Source organism: Citrobacter sp. Marseille-Q3906 (genome assembly GCF_916618775.1).
Taxonomy (GTDB): Bacteria; Pseudomonadota; Gammaproteobacteria; order Enterobacterales; family Enterobacteriaceae; genus Citrobacter; species Citrobacter murliniae.
Genome location: NZ_CAKAKA010000002.1, coordinates 2,479,169 through 2,497,390 on the forward strand (window position 1 = coordinate 2,479,169; position 18,222 = coordinate 2,497,390).

The window sequence follows — 18,222 nt, forward strand, 5'->3', positions numbered from 1 at the left end:
AGCCTGCCTGCACACCGCCATCAGGCACAATCCCGTGCAGGATAGCGACGCTGGCGCCACGATTTAGTTCGGGGTGTAACCCATCACAACCCCACTCAAACCGGAGATCTTTTGCAGTTCGCCGAGCGAGTTTTTCAGCTTATCTCTGGAGGCGTCAGGCCCGACAAGAATGCGGGTTATTTTACCCTGTACTGGCGTTGACGGGGAAGTATATACCCGGAAGCCAGCTCCCCGAAGTTTACCAACGATCTCATTGACCTTATCGGCGTTTTTCAGCGCACCGAGTTGCACGACGTACGCTTTCCCGGTTGGGGCCGGAGTCTCCGCAACTGCCGGTTTCGGCGTTGGCGTTGGCGTTGGCGTTGGCGCAGGTGCAGGTGCAGGTGCAGGTGCAGGTGCAACAGGCTGTGGTTGCGGCTTCGGTTTTGGTTTCGGCTGTTCGACAGGCGCAGGTATGGGATCAAACTCCGCACTGTTTGCCGCAGTCAGGCGTGACGGATCCAGTGACGGCGCAGCAGCATCACCTGCACGCACCTCTTCTGCCGCGCCTTCTGGCGGTTGCGTCGGCAGCGCCTGCGTTGCCGCAGGCATCATGTCTGGCTCATCGCGATCGCCAGGTTTAGGCACCAGAGGGATCGCCGCAAACTCATCCTGATAATGTTTTTTTTGCCCGTCAAGCAACCCGGGAAGCACAATCACCCCAAGCGCCACCAGCACAATTGTGCCAACTAATCGATTCTGAAACTTACTCGCCACCGCTTCTCCCCACGTCTATCACTTCCATGACATGTGCGACAGTGTGAAACGATCCACACACCAACACGGTATCTTCTGGTTTTGCATCTGCCAGCGCAGCATGCCATGCCTGAGCAACGCTGCCATAGGCTTCGCCTTTGCCCAAATGCTCCAGCAGTTGTTCTGCTGTCGCGCCCCGCGGACCTTCCAGGGGAGCACAATACCAGGCGTCAACCACGCTTTTCAACCAGGCCAGCGTACCTGCAATATCTTTATCATGTAGCATACCGATAACCGCCAGTACGCGCCCGTTTTTCACTAACTTTTTCAGACGCCCGGTCAGATATTCCGCCGCATGAGGATTATGGGCGACATCAAAAATAACACGTGGCGACTCGCTCACAATCTGGAAGCGTCCCGGCAAAATAGCCAACTCGATACCTTCACGAATCGCCTGCTCGCTCACATTAAGTCCACTTGTCCGCAGGGCAGCCAGTGCAGTTGCGGCATTTGGTTGTGGAACCTGTGGTAACGGCAGGTGCGCCAGCGTACCGTGACAGTCCGTAAAGGACCAGTCATTGTCCGTTACAGCATAGCGCCAGTCCACGCCATATCGTTGCAAATTCGCTCCGGTCTCTTGCGCGACATCTGCAATGGTGTAAGGCATTTCAGGTTCGCCAACAATAGCCGGTTTTTCGGCACGGAAAATGCCGGCCTTCTCACGACCAATACTTTCACGATCAGGTCCCAGCCAGTCAGTATGGTCGAGCGCAATACTGGTAACCACCGCGACATCAGCATCGACAATATTCGTGGCATCCAGACGCCCACCCAGGCCAACCTCCAGAATCACCACATCAAGCTGTGCCTGTTTGAACAGCCACAGCGCCGACAGCGTGCCATATTCAAAATAGGTCAGGGAAATGTCACCGCGTGCGGCTTCAATCTCAGCAAATGAGGCTGTGTGGGCCGCTTCCGGTAACTCATTTCCCTGCACACGAACACGTTCTGTGTAGCGCACCAGATGGGGAGAGCTGTACACACCGACTTTATATCCGGCTGCCGTCAGTACGGACTCCAGCGTGCGGCAGGTTGTACCCTTACCGTTGGTTCCCGCCACCGTGAAGATGAATGGAGCCGGTTTAAGAATACCCAGCCGCGCCGCAACCTGGCTGACACGCTCAAGGCCCAAATCGATGGTTTTACTGTGCAGGTTTTCCAGATAAGAAAGCCACGACGCCAGGGGCGACGTGGCTTGAGGGATACGTTTATTGTCCATGATTTATGTAATTCGCTACGGTGAGAAAAGAAAAAGGCAGCGCCGACCGGCCCTGCCCTTTTATACTCGTCGCCTTTCAAGTTGCAGGGATATTGGCTGCACTCGCTCACCCGAATCACTTACCAGTGTAAGTTCATCGGGATTCACTCTCTTGCCGCCTTCCTGCAACTCGAAATCCATAGAGTAAACTATCAGGCCTCTGATTCCTGATCGGGTACCGGAGGTACCACCACGCCTTCACGTGGCTCATCCGGATTCGGCGCAGGAAGATTCATTAGCTTCGCCAGGATGCTCGCCAGTTTCAGGCGCATTTCCGGGCGGCGAACGATCATATCGATAGCGCCTTTTTCAATCAGGAACTCACTGCGCTGGAATCCCGGCGGCAATTTCTCACGTACGGTTTGCTCGATAACACGCGGACCAGCAAAGCCGATCAGTGCTTTCGGTTCAGCAACGTTGAGATCGCCCAACATCGCGAAGCTTGCTGAAACCCCACCCATGGTTGGGTCGGTCAGTACAGAGATGTACGGTAAACCACGTTCCTGCATTTTCGCCAGTGCAGCAGAGGTTTTTGCCATCTGCATCAGTGACATCAGCGCTTCCTGCATACGCGCACCGCCGGAAGCGGAGAAGCAGATCAGCGGGCAGTTGTCTTCCAGCGCCTGTTCAACGGCACGGACAAAACGGGCACCAACCACAGACCCCATGGAACCGCCCATAAAAGCGAATTCGAATGCTGCAGCAACGACCGGCATACCGTGAAGTGTACCTTTCATTACCACCAGCGCATCTTTCTCGCCGGTTTCTTTCTGCGCAGAAGCCAGTCTGTCTTTGTATTTCTTGGAATCACGAAACTTCAGCACGTCTTTCGGCTCAAGCTCGCTACCCAGCTCCACAAGAGAACCTTCATCTAACAGGCTATGCAGGCGATTGCGCGCCGACATGCGCATATGATGGTCACACTTCGGACAGACCTCAAGATTACGTTCCAGCTCAGCACGGTATAAAACCTGACCGCAGCTATCACACTTGGTCCACACCCCTTCAGGAATGCTTGCCTTGCGGGTGGGAGTAATGTTGCTTTTAATTCGTTCAATCCAGCTCATTGGTGACCTTTCTGCCTGAACCTTAGTCAGCTTTGTTATAAGGGGCGCATAATGCCATTTTTGCCCCCAACAGACCATGAATGTTGCACATTAAAACATAACAGCCCGAAACTTTGGATAAAAAAGTGGTCGAACCGCTGAGTTACTTTCTATTTTGCAGCACGTGACGCAGCACGCTTGTGACGAATCACTTCAATAACGCCGGGCAATACGGAGAGGACGATAATCGCCACAATCAATAATTTCAGGTTCTCCTGTACCACCGGCAGATCGCCAAACAGATAGCCTGCATAGGTAAACAGCAATACCCACAGCAGCGCGCCTGCGACGTTATACATTGCAAAATGGCGGTAGGACATATGCCCCATACCTGCCACAAACGGCGCAAATGTACGCACGATAGGGACAAAACGCGCCAAAATAATCGTTTTGCCACCATGACGTGCATAAAACGCATGGGTTTTATCCAGGTAGCTGCGGCGAAAAATTTTGGAATTCGGATTGCTAAAAAGTTTTTCGCCGAACAGTCGACCGATAGTGTAGTTCACCGCATCGCCAACAATCGCCGCCACAATCATTAACGCCACCATCAGATGAACATTCAAATCATTGGTTGGCAACGCAGAGAGCGCTCCGGCGACAAACAGCAGAGAATCGCCCGGCAGGAACGGCGTCACTACCAGTCCGGTTTCACAAAACAGAATCAGAAACAGAATGGCATAAACCCAAACACCGTATTCCGCTACCAGTTCAGCCAAATGCACATCTATGTGCAGGATAAAATCGATCAGAAAGTAAATCAGGTCCATATTTATGCCTTTTACGACTCGAATTAGTCCGCCAGGAACAGCGGGCCCATTGGCGGTTTAGGCAGGTCAAACCGATCTGGATAATCTACCGCAACCAGATACAGTCCTTCCGCCTTCGCCGTTGCCGCTGCCAGCGTTCTGTCCTTCGCCGCTAACAACTCTGCTATCCAGCTCTCCGGCTGGTTGTGGGCACCTACTTCCATCAGGCTACCGACAATATTCCTGACCATATGATGTACAAAGGCATTTGCTTTGATATCGACCACCACATATGGGCCGTGACGCGTGACGTTGATGTGCATCACGTTGCGCCACGGTGTGCGCGACTGGCACTGCACTGCCCGAAACGAAGTGAAATCATTCTCACCAATCAGACACTGAGCCGCACGATGCATACGTTCAGCATCCAGCGGTTCATAGTAATGCGTCACACCGTTCCCCAGAACCGCCGGGCGTAACCGATGATTGTAGATGATGTAGCGATAACGGCGAGCCGTGGCGCTAAATCGTGCATGAAAATCATCCGGCACAGCCTTCACCCAGCGCACGGCAATGTCACCAGGTAAATTCGCATTTACACCCAGTGTCCATGCCGCATCTTTACGTTGCGCGGTGGTTTCAAAATGCACCACCTGCCCCGTTCCATGAACGCCTGCATCCGTTCGCCCCGCACAAAATACATTAATGCGTTCATTGGCGACTTGTGAGAGCGCTTTTTCCAATTTTTCCTGAACGCTACGCACTTCGTTCTGGCGCTGCCAGCCATAATATTTGCTGCCATCATACTCTATACCCAGCGCAATTTTATGTGTTGGCAGTTGTTGCAGGTCAGACATTAGTACAGATACTCCTGCACCAGTTTTTCAGCAATTTTTACCGACATTAACGCGCCACCAAAGCGCACATTATCGGCTACAGACCAGAACTGAATCTGCTCCGGCATACCATAATCGTTATGTACGCAGCCGACCGAAAGATGGGGAGTACCAGAAGCATCACCAACCTGAGTAGGATAATCCGTCTCTTCCGACAGAACGATGTCTTCGCCGCGGGTAAACGCATCACGAGCCTCTTCTGCCGCCAGCGGCCGCAGGGCTTCAAAGTTCACCATTTGTGCATGGCCGTAAAACACTGGCGACTGCACTATGCTTGCGGAGACCAGCAGACCATCGTCCTGCATAATTTTCCGCACTTCATCGACGATCCGACGTTCTTCACGCACGCTGCCTTCACGATCCGGCAGTAATGGCAACATATTGAACGCCAGTTGACGCCCGAAGAAATCATCGTCATCGACAGGGATCCCGTTGAGCAGCTTCGCACTCTGCCCTGCCAGCGCATCCACCGCCTTTTTACCGCGTGCAGAAGCTGAAATAATATTGGTGACCGTTATACGAGAAAGCCCACCGTCATCAATCAGTGGTTTCAGCGCAGTCAGCAACTGGCTGGTCAGACTATCCGGGACGGCAATCACATTGCGGTTGCGATAATCCGCCAGTACGAACGGGTTAACATCCGGTACGACCAGCGGGACATCCGGCTCAAGAGCAAACAGCCCGCTACTGTCAATAACCAGGCAACCTGAGTTGGTTGCTTCTTCCACCCACGCGGCTGTTGCCTCCACCCCAGCAACAAAAAATGCCAGTTGCGCTTGTGTCCAGTCAAAATCAGCAACATCCTGAACAACGATCGATTTACCATTAAAACGCAGGTGCTCACCGGCGCTTTCGTTACGTGCCAGCGCATAAATCTCACCGACCGGGAACTGGCGTTCAGCCAGTGTATCGAGCAGGGCTTCGCCGACGGCGCCCGTTGCGCCCAGAATGGCAATATTCCAGCCTTCAGACATGGTGATTTACTCCAGAAATACATAAGCGTCCCTGTCGTATTATTCGACAGGGAGCATTAAGAAGACATTAATGTGCCGGGTGATGAACAGCGTTAAAACCCAGCTTACACAACAAGGTAGCTGCAGCAGCGTCATCACACATTACGTATAAAGACGACCATTCACGGCGCTCAAGGTAATTCTTACGCAGTTTATCAAACTCACCCGGAATTCCAGCGACTTTACGCAGCGGCGCATCATCGCGGCGCACATCATACACTAAATGCACCAGCCTTTTCAGCGTTGGCTGATCTAACGGACCATGCAATGTGATACGACCGAATTCCGGCGCGGGTAACAGGGTGTTCAGCGCTACGTGCTGTTCGCGACCAATAAACTTGCTGTAGGCCTCAAAGACCTGCGTGGTCCCACGCGCTTTTCCTTCAAGGGTATAACCGGCAATGTGCGCCGTGCCGATGTCGGCTTTCTCCAGCAACGCCACATTCAGATCCGGCTCACCTTCCCAGACGTCCAGCACAACGCTCAACGACTGCCCGGCATTCAGACAATTCAGTAATGCGCCATTATCAATGACCGGCCCACGGCAGGCATTAATCAGGATGGTTCCCGGCTTGAGTCGGCTTATGAGCGCCTCATCAGCCAGATGCAGCGTTTTGTACGGACCGTCTTTAAACAGCGGCGTATGGAAAGTCAGTACATCAGCTTGCTCAACCAGTTCCGCCAGCGAACGAAAGTCGCCCTCATCCCCCCGGTCAGCACGCGGTGGATCGCAAAGCAAAGTACGAATTCCCAATGCTTCCAGTCGCGCTTGCAAACGCGCCCCCACATTACCGACACCCACGATACCTACGGTCCTATCGCGTAATGCAAAACTGTCGCGTTCCGCCAGCATCAACAGCGCAGAAAAGACATATTCAACCACTGCAATGGCATTGCACCCAGGCGCTGCGGAAAAGCCGATCCCCGACTGCGCAAGCCAGGCTTCATCCACATGATCAGTACCTGCAGTTGCCGTCCCGACAAATTTTACGGGTTTTCCGCTGAGCAGTGATTCGTTTACTTTCGTCACCGAGCGCACCATTAAGGCATCCGCATCTTCGAGTTCTGAGACGGGAATCGGGCGACCGGGAACCGCTTTGACCTCCCCCAAACGACTGAACAGTTCGCGGGCATAGGGCATATTTTCATCAACGAGGATTTTCACGTCTTTCGCACCTGTTTGAGAACGAGAGTTAACCGGGCAAGTGTGCCATAATCTCGCCGCCAGGCATACTGCGAGACCTGGTTAGCTCAGATTTAAGGAATAGAGATGATGCAGCCCATTTCTGGTACTCCCGCGCGCCCTCCCGGTGAAGGCCCAAATGCCCCTGCCGTTGCGGGTGAGCAACCGTTATCCACGCAGCAACGTACTGTGCTGGAACGACTTATCACGCGTTTAATTTCACTCACTCAGCAGCAAAGTGCCGAGGTATGGGCTGGAATGAAGCACGATCTGGGGGTCAAAAGTGATACACCGTTGCAGTCGCGTCACTTTCCTGCCGCTGAGCAAAACCTGAACCAACGGCTTGGCATTGCTCAGCAGAATCATGCTAACCGTCAGGTACTGTCACAGCTCACAGAATTGCTGAGTCAGGGGAATAATCGCCAGGCTGTGAGTGATTTTATTCGCCAGCAGTACGGACAAACAGCGCTCAGTCAACTCACACCAGAACAGTTAAAAAATGTGCTGACACTGTTACAGCAGGGGCAACTTTCGATCCCGCAGCCACAACAGCGCCCGGCAACCGATCGCCCTTTGCTCCCGGCAGAGCACAACACGTTGAATCAACTGGTGACAAAACTGGCTGCGGCCACCGGAGAATCCGGCAAGCTAATCTGGCAATCCATGCTGGAACTGTCCGGCGTAAAAAGCGGAGAACTGATCCCCGCGAAGCAGTTCACCCATCTGGTGACCTGGCTGCAAGCGCGTCAGACGCTAAGCCTGCAAAATGCACCAACGTTGCAAACGCTTCAGGCAGCGTTGAAACAACCGCTGGAACCGAATGAGTTCGCGGCGATAAAAGACTACGCGCAGCAGACCTGGCAGATCCAACCGCAAACAATTTTGACCACTGTGCAGGTACAGGATTTGCTCAATCAGATCTTCTTGCGGCGCGTAGAGCGGGACAAAGAATTAAACGATCCTCGACATCTTCAGCCGATTTACAGCCCGTTCGCACCGGTGATTGAAAACATTAAATCACTGTCGGCGCGACCGGGACTGATGTTTGTGGCGTTGATGATTGCATTAGCCATTTTCTGGCTCGTCACTTAACCTTTTCGCAAGGTAAGCAGCGTAACGACAATTCCGACCACCGCGGAAATCGCCCCGGCAAGAAATACCGAGGGATAGCCATAAGCGGTGGCCAGAACCCCAGCTAAAGGACCGCTTACGCCGTAGGAGATATCCTGGAATGCGGCGTAACCACCCAGCGCCGTACCACGAACCTGTGCAGGAACACGCTTCACGACCTCCACACCCAGTGCCGGGAAAATGAGCGAACACCCTGCCCCGGTTAATGCCGCCCCCAACAAAGCAAACCAGGCCGTTGGTGCCAGCCACAGCAGTACCAGACCCGCTGTTTCAACTAGCAAAGAGACAACCGCGACCTTAACCCCGCCAAACCTGTCCGGCATCCAGCCAAACAGAATACGCATCAGCACAAAAGCACCACCAAACGCGGTCAGGGTGAATCCTGCCATGGTCCAGCCGTTGCTGACAAAATAGAGGGAGATAAAGGTGCCAATCACCGCAAAACCAACGCCCTGTAGCGCCAGACCCACACCAGGTTTCCAGATAAGCCCCACAACGCTCCACAAAGAAGGCCGTTCTCCAGCGTGAGCAGGCACTTTACGGACGGTACCATTGAATGCCCATGCCAGCAGCGGTAATGCCATCGTGGTTCCCGCCAGCGCGGCGAAACCAAAGTGGCTGTGGATCAGCAGCCCCAACGGTGCACCGGCGGCCAGTGCGCCGTAAATCGCCATCCCGTTCCACGACATCACCTTACCAGAACGCGTTGGCCCAACCAGCCCCAGCCCCCAGGTCAGGGTTCCGGTAAGTAACTGGCTTTCACCAAAACCGAGGATCAGACGTCCCACAATTAACAACGCGAACTTAACGGGAACAGAGACTGGTAATAGCGCAGCCAATAGCCACGCCGCGCCCGCCAGCGCACAGGCAAACATCCCCTGTAGCGCAGAACGTTTGGCACCATACTGATCGGCTAACCGTCCCGCGTAACCACGCGTTAATACCGTCGCCAGAAACTGAACGCCCACAGCAATGCCAACCATGGTGTTGCCATAGCCCAACTCATGGTGGACAAACAGCGGGATGACAGGCAAAGGCAGGCCGACCGTCATATAGGTCAGGAAAACTGCAAAAGCGATACGAAATAGCGAAACATTCGCCGAAGATGTTTTTTCTTGTTGGGTTACTGCTGTCATGCGTTACTCCAGAATGCAGAGTAAGGCGAGGAAATGCCACGCCCCCTCTACCTGACTATCAGGATTAAGGTGCGTTGGATAACGTTAAACGCTTACGCATTATCATGAGGATAATGTTGAGCGGGGAGTCTGCCTGTAAATTGCCCCCATTGTCAATGCCATAAAAAAGGGAGCCTGTTGGCTCCCTTTTAACCCGATCAGCGAAACGTCATCAGGCAATGACTGGTGTTAGTACCAGACTTACGCTTTCAGCTTACGCATCACCAGCGTGGCGTTAGTCCCGCCAAAGCCGAAGCTGTTGGACATAACGGTAGTCAGTTCTTGCTCAGTCGGCTTGGTCACGATGTTCAGACCAGCAGCTTGTTCGTCCAGCTCTTCAATGTTGATGCTTGGCGCGATAAAGCCATGTTCCAGCATCAGCAGAGAGTAAATAGCTTCCTGCACACCCGCAGCCCCCAGAGAGTGACCGGTCATTGCTTTGGTTGCAGAGATTGCCGGGCTGTGATCGCCGAACACTTCACGGATTGCACCCAGCTCTTTCACGTCGCCTACCGGAGTAGAAGTACCGTGTGAGTTCAGGTAGTCGATTGGTGTATCAACGCCGTGCATCGCCATCTGCATGCAGCGCACTGCGCCTTCACCTGACGGAGCAACCATGTCTGCGCCATCAGAAGTTGCGCCGTAACCGACGATTTCCGCGTAGATGTGTGCGCCACGAGCCAGAGCGTGTTCCAGCTCTTCGACAACAACCATACCGCCGCCGCCTGCGATAACGAAACCATCGCGGCTTGCATCATAAGTACGGGACGCTTTGTCCGGAGAGTCGTTGTATTTGGTAGACAGCGCGCCCATTGCGTCGAATTCGCACGCCATTTCCCAGCACAGCTCTTCGCCGCCGCCAGCAAAAACGATGTCCTGCTTGCCCAATTGAATTTGTTCAACAGCGTTGCCGATACAATGTGCAGACGTCGCACAGGCAGAGCTGATGGAGTAGTTTACGCCGTGGATTTTGAACGGTGTTGCGAGGCAGGCAGAAACGCCGGATGCCATCGCTTTAGTCACCACATACGGACCAACGGCTTTCAGACCACGCGGGCTACGCATTGCGTCAGCGCCGAAGACCTGAAAACGCGGGGAGCCGCCGCCAGAACCTGCAATCAGGCCAACGCGCGGGTTGTTCTGGTAAACTTCTGCAGAGAGGCCAGCATCAGCAACTGCCTGCTCCATAGAAAGGAATGCATAGATGGATGCGTCGCTCATAAAGCGCACAACTTTGCGGTCAATGAGGCCAGTGGTATCCAGTTTTACGTTGCCCCAAACGTGGCTACGCATGCCGGAGTCCTTCAGCTCCTGAGAGAAAGTGATCCCTGAACGTCCTTCACGCAGAGATGCCAGGACTTCCTGCTGGTTATTACCGATGCTGGAAACGATGCCCAAGCCAGTAATCACTGCACGTTTCATTCAATACCTCTGTAGTTCGCACTATTTTAAAGTTTCGAGTGGCACAATAGCGTACACTTGTACGCCGAACAAGTCCGATCAGCCATTTAATGTGGAAATTTGCGCAGTCAGGCACTCATCGTTAAGATCGGGACACAGCCTGCCAGACGAGTAACTTACGTGAAACAATACGCTATACAACCTGCCGACCTCGAATTCAACGCTGAGGGTACACCTGTTTCCCGAGATTTTGACGATGTCTATTTTTCTAACGATAACGGGCTGGAAGAAACTCGTTATGTTTTTCTCGGCGGTAATCATCTCGCAGAACGATTTCCCACTCATTCACGGCAATTATTTGTAGTAGCAGAAAGTGGTTTTGGTACCGGACTTAACTTCCTGACGCTATGGCAGGCATTCGCCACTTTTCGCGACGCACATCCTGACGCTATCCTGGAAAGGTTACATTTCATCAGTTTTGAAAAATTTCCTCTGACGCGTGAAGATCTGGCCTTAGCCCATCAACACTGGCCTGAACTCGCACCATGGGCAACAGCGTTACAGGAGCAGTGGCCACTACCACTGGCGGGTTGCCATCGGCTGCTTCTTGATGAGGGGCGAATTACGTTGGATCTCTGGTTTGGCGATATTAACGAACTCATCAATACCCTGGATGAATCATTGAATCAGCAGGTCGATGCCTGGTTTCTGGATGGGTTCGCGCCGGCAAAAAACCCTGATATGTGGACGCCAACGCTGTTTAACGCAATGGCCAGACTGGCTCGCCCTGGCGGCACGCTGGCGACCTTTACCTCCGCTGGTTTTGTACGTCGTGGGTTGCAGGAAGCTGGTTTCAGCATGCGTAAATGCAAAGGTTTCGGTCGCAAACGCGAAATGTTATGTGGGGTTATGGAGCAAAATATTACCCCCCCTTCCCCAGCGCCGTGGTTTGCACGCACAGGTACGAAAAAACGTGAAACGGCTATTATTGGCGGAGGTATTGCCAGCGCCTTGCTGTCGCTGGCCCTGTTGCGTCGCGGCTGGCAAGTGACGCTCTATTGTGCTGACGACAAACCAGCACAAGGCGCTTCTGGCAATCGTCAGGGGGCGCTCTATCCTTTGCTCAATAAACATGATGCGGCTATTAATCTTTTTTTCCCTGCTGCCTTTACCTTCGCACGACGTCTGTATGACGCGCTACCCGTAGATTTCGCACACGACTGGTGCGGGGTGACTCAGTTAGCCTGGGATGAGAAAAGCCAACAGAAAATCACCCAAATGCTGTCACTTGACTTACCCGACGCACTCGCGGTCGCAGTTGATGCAAAACAGATCCTGCAAACGGTGGGCGTGGATACCGAATGTGATGGCATTCAGTATCCTGCCGGAGGATGGCTGTGTCCTGCGCAGTTAACTGCTGCTGTGCTGGACTATGCCACAACGCTGGGATTACGCACGCACTACCAGCACGATCTGGTTTCACTGTCGCATCAGGCGGATAGCTGGCAGTTGCAGTTCGCTACTGGCGAAACCGCTACGCACGAAGCGGTGGTGCTGGCAAATGGCCACCGCATTAACCGCTTTAATCAGACGCAGCCGTTACCGGTTTATTCCGTTGGCGGTCAGGTGAGCCATATTCCTACCACACCTTCACTCTCTGCTCTGCGTCAGGTGCTGTGCTACGACGGCTATCTCACACCGCAAAATCCGGTGAATCAGCATCATTGTATCGGGGCGAGCTATCATCGCGGTTGTGAAGAGACGGTTTATCGCGAGGACGATCAGCAACAAAATCGCCAGCGTTTAATCAACTGTTTGCCAAATGCCGGATGGGTGAAAGAGGTGGATATCAGTGACAATGCCGCCCGCTGTGGCGTTCGCTGCGCCACACGCGATCACTTACCGATGGTCGGCAATGTACCGGACTATCACGCCACACTCAGTCAGTACGCACATCTTGCAGAAGACAAAGAGACTGCTGCGAGTGCGCCAGTTCACCCTGACTTATTTATGCTGGGCGCACTGGGTTCGCGAGGACTGTGTACCGCCCCGCTGTGCGCAGAAATCCTTGCGGCGCAAATGAGTCATGAACCTATCCCGATGGATGCAGGAACTCTGGCTGCGTTAAATCCGAATCGTTTATGGGTGAGAAAATTATTGAAGGGAAAAGCAATAAAGTCATAAGGTAATGATTGTGCCGGATTAGACACTCCTGCGTCAGCATCCGGCACAATCCACCGTAAATTATTTTACTGTGGCCTTCTGGAACAGAGCATCCCACATCTCTTTCACTAGCGCCTGGTCACGAGGCGAGAGTTCGCCAGCACCGATAGCTTTTTCCAGGCTGCTGGTGACATTGGCGTACAATGCCTCAGCGGAATGGTCCTCGCCACCGTCCAGTTCAGCAACGGCCAGCGTCAGGTGCCCACGCAAATACCCACTGGCAAAAAGCTCATCATCGCTGGCGTGCTCTACCATATCGTCGATTAATGCCAGAATGCGTGATTCAAACTCCGCGATCATCTTCTTTCCTCATTGTAAACGTGGCATCGGCTTCAGTTGAGCGCTTCGGGCCACGGGAATTGTTCCGCCTTAAGTTCAGGCGTGTGATAATAATTTTGTAACGCTTTAATGAAGCGCGCCGGACGTTCGGGGATCCCCTTTTCCAGATACTCCATCACCTGGGCATGAACACGACGCTGGAATACCACGCGATCCGGCTCAAAGTCCCCTTCCAGGTTGTCGCAACTGACGTTAAACGGATACCCCGCCGCCATGCAAAACAACCAGTCAAATGCCTGTGGCTTCACTTCTACATCTTCAAACTGACACTGTGTTTTCGCATCCCGCCCGTCCGGGCAGTACCAGTAACCAAAATCAACCAGCTCACGACGCGCTTTTCCAGCAATACACCAGTGTGAAATTTCGTGTAACGCGCTGGCGTAAAAACCATGGGCGAAAACAATACGGTGATACGGTAATTCCGCATCAGCTGGAAGATAGATGGGTTCATCGTCGCCTTTAATCAGACGGGTATTAAATTCATCGGCAAAGCAGCCGTTAAAAATATCAATTAACTGTTGGTAGTGATGGGTATTGTTCATTAGTTCATCCCCAGCCAGTGGAGAATCTCCTGTCCATGATTATCGTAAATTAGCTTGGCACTCATCACTGCAGAGACAATGACGATCATTGGTCGAATGAGTTTCTGTCCCTTACTAAGCACCAGTCGAGATCCCATCCGCGCACCAAGAAACTGGCCGATAAGCATCACAAAACCGGTCGCCCAAATCACTTTGCCACCAAGGGCGAACAGTAACAGCCCACCGAGATTAGAGGTGGCATTGAGTACTTTGGCATGCGCCGTTGACTTCGCCAGGTTGTAGCCACACAGCATGACGAAGGACAGTGCGTAAAACGACCCGGCTGCCGGCCCAAAGAAGCCATCATAAAAACCGACACAGCCCCCGGCAACCAGTGCAAACGGCAAGCCATAAAGCCGACGCTGCCGGTCTTCTTCGCCCAGTTTAGGCATCATGAGAAAGTAGAGGCCAATACAGAGCACCAGAACCGGCAGGATTTGGCGCAAGATGTCCGACTGCATATGCTGAACCAGCAACGCGCCGCTCATTGAACCGATAAAGGTCATGGCGATATTGAGCTTCTGCTCCGCCAGATTGACCACGCCACGACGAATAAAATAGAGAGATGCGGAGATCGATCCCCCACAGGCCTGAAGCTTATTAGTTGCCAGCGCTTGTGCCGGCGGCATGCCTGCCGCCATTAACGCAGGGATAGTGAGTAAGCCACCGCCCCCCGCCAGCGAGTCAATAAATCCAGCCAGAATTGCCACAAAAAAAAGTACGCCCAACAGCAGCGGAGACACCATAAACAGATCGGCGAAAATATCCATTAGAGTACATGCTCGTCCAATAGCGCCTGGCAGGAAGGCGGCAACGGAGGCGGTGTCTTCTTCTCAGGCTTTGTTGTTCCAGGTTTAGGAGGTTCGAACCAGCTTTGCAGCTCCGCGCCACAGCCATCACCTGGTGGAGGTAAAGGTTGGTCTTCGCACTCAAGACTGTCGGCAGGGCAACGTAACCGCACATGCATATGAGCACGATGCTGGAACCACGGTCGCACTTTACGCAACCAGTCCCGGTCAGTTCCCGCATCCAGACAAAGTTGCTGTTTAATCGCCGGATTCACGAAAATACGCGTTACATCATTATCTTTTGCAGCCAGCCTGATCAGGCTGAAAATCTCCGGCTTCCACAGTGACGATACAACACGTTTACCGTCCTGAGAGACCAGATCCAGCGCCTGTGGTCGCAGCAGTTGCGACTGCGTCCAGCGCGTTTTTGGCAGTTGCAGGAAAATATCGACATCCAGTCCTGTCTGGTGACTGGCGTGCCCACCATTGAAACGTCCGCCAGCAGGCATTCCCATATCACCAATTAACACCGTGCCCAGCTCCAGATTATTGGCCTGGGTACTCAGACGCTGAATAAACCTCACCAGATCAGGATGACCGAAATAGCGCCGCTGATCGGTGCGCATCACCTGATAATGTTCTGATTGCACGGGCAGTGTATCTGCCCCGACAATGCAACCATTCGAGAAAGCACCGATCGACTGTGCGCTACCCGCAACCGGGTGGGTAATTTTCTGCCAGGGCGTCGCCGCCAGACAGGCGGAGCTGGCGAACAGAGCCAGTGCCGCAAGTGCCGTTTTTTTCATGTCTTACCAGCGTGGAATGTCAGTCTTCACATCCGCATTTTGCGCCCGCTGACGCAGCAGGTGATCCATCAGTACAATCGCCAACATCGCTTCTGCGATCGGCACTGCGCGGATCCCAACGCACGGATCGTGACGTCCTTTGGTTACCATTTCGACTTCTTCGCCAAATCGGTTAATAGTGCGCCCAGGAACGGTAATACTGGAAGTCGGTTTCAGCGCCATATGTGCAACAATTTGTTGCCCGCTGCTGATCCCCCCCAGGATGCCACCAGCATGGTTGCTCTGGAAACCTTCTTTGGTGATTTCATCACGGTTCTGACTACCACGCAGTGCGACAACGTCAAAACCATCGCCAATCTCCACGCCTTTTACCGCGTTAATGCTCATCAGCGCATGAGCGATGTCTGCATCCAGGCGGTCAAAAACAGGTTCACCGAGGCCCGCTGGCACACCACTGGCGACAACGGTCACTTTTGCCCCGATGGAATCACCCTCTTTTTTAAGCGCGCGCATCAGTTCATCCAGCGCTTCAATTTTATCCGGATCGGGGCAAAAGAACGGGTTAAGTTCCACCTGAGACCAGTCTTTAATCTCCAGGGGAATATCGCCCATCTGGGTCAGACAGCCGCGAATTTCGACACCAAATTTTTCCGCCAAGTATTTTTTGGCTATAGCCCCGGCCGCCACGCGCATCGCCGTTTCGCGAGCGGATGAACGCCCGCCGCCACGGTAATCACGCAAACCGTATTTCTGCTCGTAGGTATAGTCAGCATGACCCGGACGGAAAACATCTTTAATCGCGCCGTAGTCCTGCGAACGCTGATCGGTATTTTCAATCAACAAACCGATGCTGGTCCCGGTGGTTACGCCTTCGAACACGCCAGAGAGGATTTTCACCTGATCCGGCTCACGGCGCTGGGTCGTGTAACGCGAAGTTCCTGGACGGCGTCTGTCGAGATCGTGCTGCAGATCGGCTTCGGTCAGAGAAATACCAGGCGGAACACCATCAACAATACAACCGAGCGCCAGCCCGTGTGATTCGCCGAAGGTCGTTACGCGAAAGAGTTGTCCAATTGTGTTTCCTGCCATCACGGCTCCGTTATGAATGTTGTGTTTGTGCGCGTGTATTAATCTTTATAGATGCTGAAGTGTTCGCGAGCGGCAATCAGCTGCTCTTTAGTCAGCATAAATACGCCGTCACCACCGTTGTCGAATTCCAGCCAGGTAAACGGTACATCCGGGTATTGTTCCATCAGATGTACCATGCTGTTTCCGACTTCACAAATCAGAATACCGTTATCCGACAGGTAGTCTGGGGCGTTACCCAGAATGCGACGGGTAAGTTTCAGCCCATCACTACCGGATGCCAGACCCAGCTCCGGCTCGTGACGATATTCGTTAGGCAGATCGGACATATCTTCTGCGTCGACATACGGTGGGTTGGTCACAATCAGGTCATACTGGACTTTCAACAGGTCGCGGAACAGATCGGAACGGATCGGCGTGACGTGATGGATCAAGCCATGCTCTTCAATATTGTGTTCAGTGACTGCCAGCGCATCAGTGGAAATGTCCACAGCATCCACTTCAGCTTCCGGGAAGGCATACGCACAGGCGATAGCAATACAACCACTGCCGGTACACATATCCAGAATATGCTGCGGCTGTTCGCTGATAAGACCGGCAAAGCGATTGTTGATAAGCTCGCCAATCGGTGAGCGAGGGACCAACACGCGTTCATCGACATAGAATTCATGTCCACAGAACCAGGCTTTGTTGGTCAGGTAAGCAACCGGGATACGTTCGTTGACGCGACGAATAACACGCTCAACAATACGGTGGCGCTCGCTGGAAGTCAGACGCGCAGTACGCATATCTTCAGGAATATCCAGCGGCAGGTAAAGAGACGGCAGCACCAGCTGTACCGCCTCATCCCATGGATTATCCGTGCCATGGCCATACCAGATATTCGCCGCGCTAAAACGGCTGACCGCCCAGCGCAACATGTCCTGAATGGTATGCAGTTCACTCACTGCTTCATCAACGAAAATTTTATCCACGTATTCCTCCAGGGCATGCTCGCATTAAATTCGGCGGCTAGTTTGCCACGAAGACGGCGATAAATCAGCATTCACACAGAGCCTGAGCGTTAAAATTGCGTTTTAAGCGATCGGATGCCTGTCGAGTCGGGTTAAACTAACGAAAAATAAAAGATGAGACTCTCGAATGAAAAAGAAAACATCGCTTAGCGAGGAGGATCAGGCGCTGTTTCGCCAGCTGATGACCGGCACTCGCCAAATAAAGCAGGACACTATAGTCCATCGGCCACAACGTAAAAAAATTACCGAAGTTCCGGTCAAGAGACTGCTGCAGGAACAGGCTGATGCCAGCCACTATTTCTCTGATGAGTTTCAACCGCTGCTGAATACGGACGGTCCGGTGAGGTACCTGCGTGCCGATGTCAGCCATTTTGAGCTGAAGAAAATGCGCCGTGGCGATTACTCCCCGGAGCTGTTTTTAGATTTACACGGACTGACGCAGCAGCAGGCTAAGCAGGAGTTAGGCGCGCTTATTGCCGCCTGTCGTCGTGAACATGTGTTTTGCGCCTGCGTAATGCACGGTCACGGCAAGCACATTCTTAAGCAGCAAACGCCACTATGGCTGGCGCAACACCCGCATGTAATGGCCTTCCATCAGGCGCCAAAAGAGTATGGCGGTGATGCCGCACTACTGGTACTGATTGAAGTGGAAGAGTGGTTGCCGCCAGAACTTCCCTGA

Annotated in this window: 18 protein-coding genes; 3 read left to right on the top strand and 15 right to left on the bottom strand. The window is 53.2% G+C overall.

Going from position 1 to position 18,222, the window contains the following annotated elements:
* Window positions 1–63: 63 nt before the first annotated feature.
* From dedD to pdxB, 7 genes are all read right to left on the bottom strand, one after another.
* A complete protein-coding gene (gene dedD, locus LG384_RS16085) occupies window positions 64–756 on the bottom strand; it encodes a cell division protein DedD (RefSeq protein ID WP_225761222.1) in 693 nt (230 codons plus the stop codon).
* The gene (gene folC, locus LG384_RS16090; RefSeq protein ID WP_048220975.1) at window positions 746–2,014 is read right to left on the bottom strand and encodes a bifunctional tetrahydrofolate synthase/dihydrofolate synthase; all 1,269 of its coding nucleotides are present in this window, start codon (window positions 2,012–2,014) and stop codon (window positions 746–748) included. The genes dedD and folC overlap by 11 nt, the downstream gene beginning before the upstream one ends.
* A gap of 191 nt (window positions 2,015–2,205) precedes the next feature.
* Window positions 2,206–3,120, bottom strand: a complete 915-nt coding sequence (accD, locus tag LG384_RS16095; RefSeq protein WP_045445687.1) for an acetyl-CoA carboxylase, carboxyltransferase subunit beta — start codon at window positions 3,118–3,120, stop codon at window positions 2,206–2,208.
* Between the two features lie 149 nt (window positions 3,121–3,269).
* Entirely contained in the window at window positions 3,270–3,929 is a 660-nt protein-coding gene (locus LG384_RS16100) for a DedA family protein (RefSeq protein ID WP_045445690.1), read from the bottom strand.
* A 23-nt stretch (window positions 3,930–3,952) separates the two neighbouring features.
* Window positions 3,953–4,765: a tRNA pseudouridine(38-40) synthase TruA gene (truA, locus tag LG384_RS16105; protein ID WP_045445694.1), complete on the bottom strand. Its 813-nt coding sequence runs from the start codon at window positions 4,763–4,765 to the stop codon at window positions 3,953–3,955.
* Complete coding sequence (locus LG384_RS16110) at window positions 4,765–5,778, bottom strand: aspartate-semialdehyde dehydrogenase (protein ID WP_045445697.1); 1,014 nt, start codon at window positions 5,776–5,778, stop codon at window positions 4,765–4,767. The genes truA and LG384_RS16110 overlap by 1 nt, the downstream gene beginning before the upstream one ends.
* 67 nt (window positions 5,779–5,845) lie before the next feature.
* A complete protein-coding gene (gene pdxB / locus LG384_RS16115) occupies window positions 5,846–6,982 on the bottom strand; it encodes a 4-phosphoerythronate dehydrogenase PdxB (RefSeq protein ID WP_225761223.1) in 1,137 nt (378 codons plus the stop codon).
* A 108-nt stretch (window positions 6,983–7,090) separates the two neighbouring features.
* On the opposite strand from pdxB, the gene flk reads away from it, so the two are divergent.
* A complete protein-coding gene (gene flk / locus LG384_RS16120) occupies window positions 7,091–8,092 on the top strand; it encodes a flagella biosynthesis regulator Flk (protein ID WP_048222582.1) in 1,002 nt (333 codons plus the stop codon).
* Here flk and LG384_RS16125 read toward each other — a convergent pair.
* Together LG384_RS16125 and fabB are read right to left on the bottom strand one after the other, a co-directional pair.
* Window positions 8,089–9,267, bottom strand: a complete 1,179-nt coding sequence (locus tag LG384_RS16125; RefSeq protein ID WP_045445703.1) for an MFS transporter — start codon at window positions 9,265–9,267, stop codon at window positions 8,089–8,091. The two genes, flk and LG384_RS16125, sit on opposite strands and share 4 nt — an antisense overlap.
* A gap of 240 nt (window positions 9,268–9,507) precedes the next feature.
* The gene (gene fabB / locus LG384_RS16130) at window positions 9,508–10,728 is read right to left on the bottom strand and encodes a beta-ketoacyl-ACP synthase I (protein WP_045445705.1); all 1,221 of its coding nucleotides are present in this window, start codon (window positions 10,726–10,728) and stop codon (window positions 9,508–9,510) included.
* 159 nt (window positions 10,729–10,887) lie between these two features.
* On the opposite strand from fabB, the gene mnmC reads away from it, so the two are divergent.
* Window positions 10,888–12,891 carry a bifunctional tRNA (5-methylaminomethyl-2-thiouridine)(34)-methyltransferase MnmD/FAD-dependent 5-carboxymethylaminomethyl-2-thiouridine(34) oxidoreductase MnmC gene (gene mnmC, locus LG384_RS16135; RefSeq protein ID WP_225761224.1) on the top strand — a complete coding sequence of 668 codons (2,004 nt, stop codon included), beginning with the start codon at window positions 10,888–10,890 and terminating at the stop codon, window positions 12,889–12,891.
* Between the two features lie 60 nt (window positions 12,892–12,951).
* Here the strand turns inward: mnmC and LG384_RS16140 are convergent, their stop codons facing one another.
* From LG384_RS16140 to prmB, 6 genes are read right to left on the bottom strand one after another with little or no spacing between them, the layout of a single operon-like run.
* Window positions 12,952–13,230 carry a YfcL family protein gene (locus LG384_RS16140; protein WP_045445709.1) on the bottom strand — a complete coding sequence of 93 codons (279 nt, stop codon included), beginning with the start codon at window positions 13,228–13,230 and terminating at the stop codon, window positions 12,952–12,954.
* Window positions 13,231–13,262: 32 nt separating this feature from the next.
* Window positions 13,263–13,811 (bottom strand): elongation factor P hydroxylase, encoded by a 549-nt coding sequence (locus LG384_RS16145; RefSeq protein WP_045445711.1) that lies wholly within the window; start codon window positions 13,809–13,811, stop codon window positions 13,263–13,265.
* On the bottom strand, window positions 13,811–14,620 hold the full coding sequence (locus LG384_RS16150; RefSeq protein WP_045445713.1) for a sulfite exporter TauE/SafE family protein: 810 nt from the start codon (window positions 14,618–14,620) through the stop codon (window positions 13,811–13,813). The genes LG384_RS16145 and LG384_RS16150 overlap by 1 nt, the downstream gene beginning before the upstream one ends.
* Window positions 14,620–15,444, bottom strand: coding sequence for a penicillin-insensitive murein endopeptidase (mepA, locus tag LG384_RS16155; RefSeq protein WP_045445715.1), 825 nt, complete (start codon window positions 15,442–15,444; stop codon window positions 14,620–14,622). The genes LG384_RS16150 and mepA overlap by 1 nt, the downstream gene beginning before the upstream one ends.
* Window positions 15,445–15,447: 3 nt before the next feature.
* Window positions 15,448–16,533, bottom strand: a complete 1,086-nt coding sequence (gene aroC / locus LG384_RS16160) for a chorismate synthase (protein ID WP_045445717.1) — start codon at window positions 16,531–16,533, stop codon at window positions 15,448–15,450.
* A gap of 38 nt (window positions 16,534–16,571) precedes the next feature.
* Window positions 16,572–17,504, bottom strand: coding sequence for a 50S ribosomal protein L3 N(5)-glutamine methyltransferase (gene prmB / locus LG384_RS16165; RefSeq protein WP_200010225.1), 933 nt, complete (start codon window positions 17,502–17,504; stop codon window positions 16,572–16,574).
* 166 nt (window positions 17,505–17,670) lie between these two features.
* Between prmB and smrB the strand changes: the two genes are divergently transcribed.
* The gene (smrB, locus tag LG384_RS16170) at window positions 17,671–18,222 is read left to right on the top strand and encodes an endonuclease SmrB (RefSeq protein ID WP_225761225.1); all 552 of its coding nucleotides are present in this window, start codon (window positions 17,671–17,673) and stop codon (window positions 18,220–18,222) included.

Excerpts from the sequence above, each read along its gene's own strand:
- folC (WP_048220975.1), bottom strand. The coding sequence starts at position 2,014 with ATGGACAATAAACGTATCCCTCAAGCCACGTCGCCCCTGGCGTCGTGG.
- accD (WP_045445687.1), bottom strand. The coding sequence starts at position 3,120 with ATGAGCTGGATTGAACGAATTAAAAGCAACATTACTCCCACCCGCAAG.
- LG384_RS16100 (WP_045445690.1), bottom strand. The coding sequence starts at position 3,929 with ATGGACCTGATTTACTTTCTGATCGATTTTATCCTGCACATAGATGTG.
- truA (WP_045445694.1), bottom strand. The coding sequence starts at position 4,765 with ATGTCTGACCTGCAACAACTGCCAACACATAAAATTGCGCTGGGTATA.
- LG384_RS16110 (WP_045445697.1), bottom strand. The coding sequence starts at position 5,778 with ATGTCTGAAGGCTGGAATATTGCCATTCTGGGCGCAACGGGCGCCGTC.
- flk (WP_048222582.1), top strand. The coding sequence starts at position 7,091 with ATGCAGCCCATTTCTGGTACTCCCGCGCGCCCTCCCGGTGAAGGCCCA.
- LG384_RS16125 (WP_045445703.1), bottom strand. The coding sequence starts at position 9,267 with ATGACAGCAGTAACCCAACAAGAAAAAACATCTTCGGCGAATGTTTCG.
- fabB (WP_045445705.1), bottom strand. The coding sequence starts at position 10,728 with ATGAAACGTGCAGTGATTACTGGCTTGGGCATCGTTTCCAGCATCGGT.
- LG384_RS16140 (WP_045445709.1), bottom strand. The coding sequence starts at position 13,230 with ATGATCGCGGAGTTTGAATCACGCATTCTGGCATTAATCGACGATATG.
- LG384_RS16145 (WP_045445711.1), bottom strand. The coding sequence starts at position 13,811 with ATGAACAATACCCATCACTACCAACAGTTAATTGATATTTTTAACGGC.
- LG384_RS16150 (WP_045445713.1), bottom strand. The coding sequence starts at position 14,620 with ATGGATATTTTCGCCGATCTGTTTATGGTGTCTCCGCTGCTGTTGGGC.
- mepA (WP_045445715.1), bottom strand. The coding sequence starts at position 15,444 with ATGAAAAAAACGGCACTTGCGGCACTGGCTCTGTTCGCCAGCTCCGCC.
- aroC (WP_045445717.1), bottom strand. The coding sequence starts at position 16,533 with ATGGCAGGAAACACAATTGGACAACTCTTTCGCGTAACGACCTTCGGC.
- smrB (WP_225761225.1), top strand. The coding sequence starts at position 17,671 with ATGAAAAAGAAAACATCGCTTAGCGAGGAGGATCAGGCGCTGTTTCGC.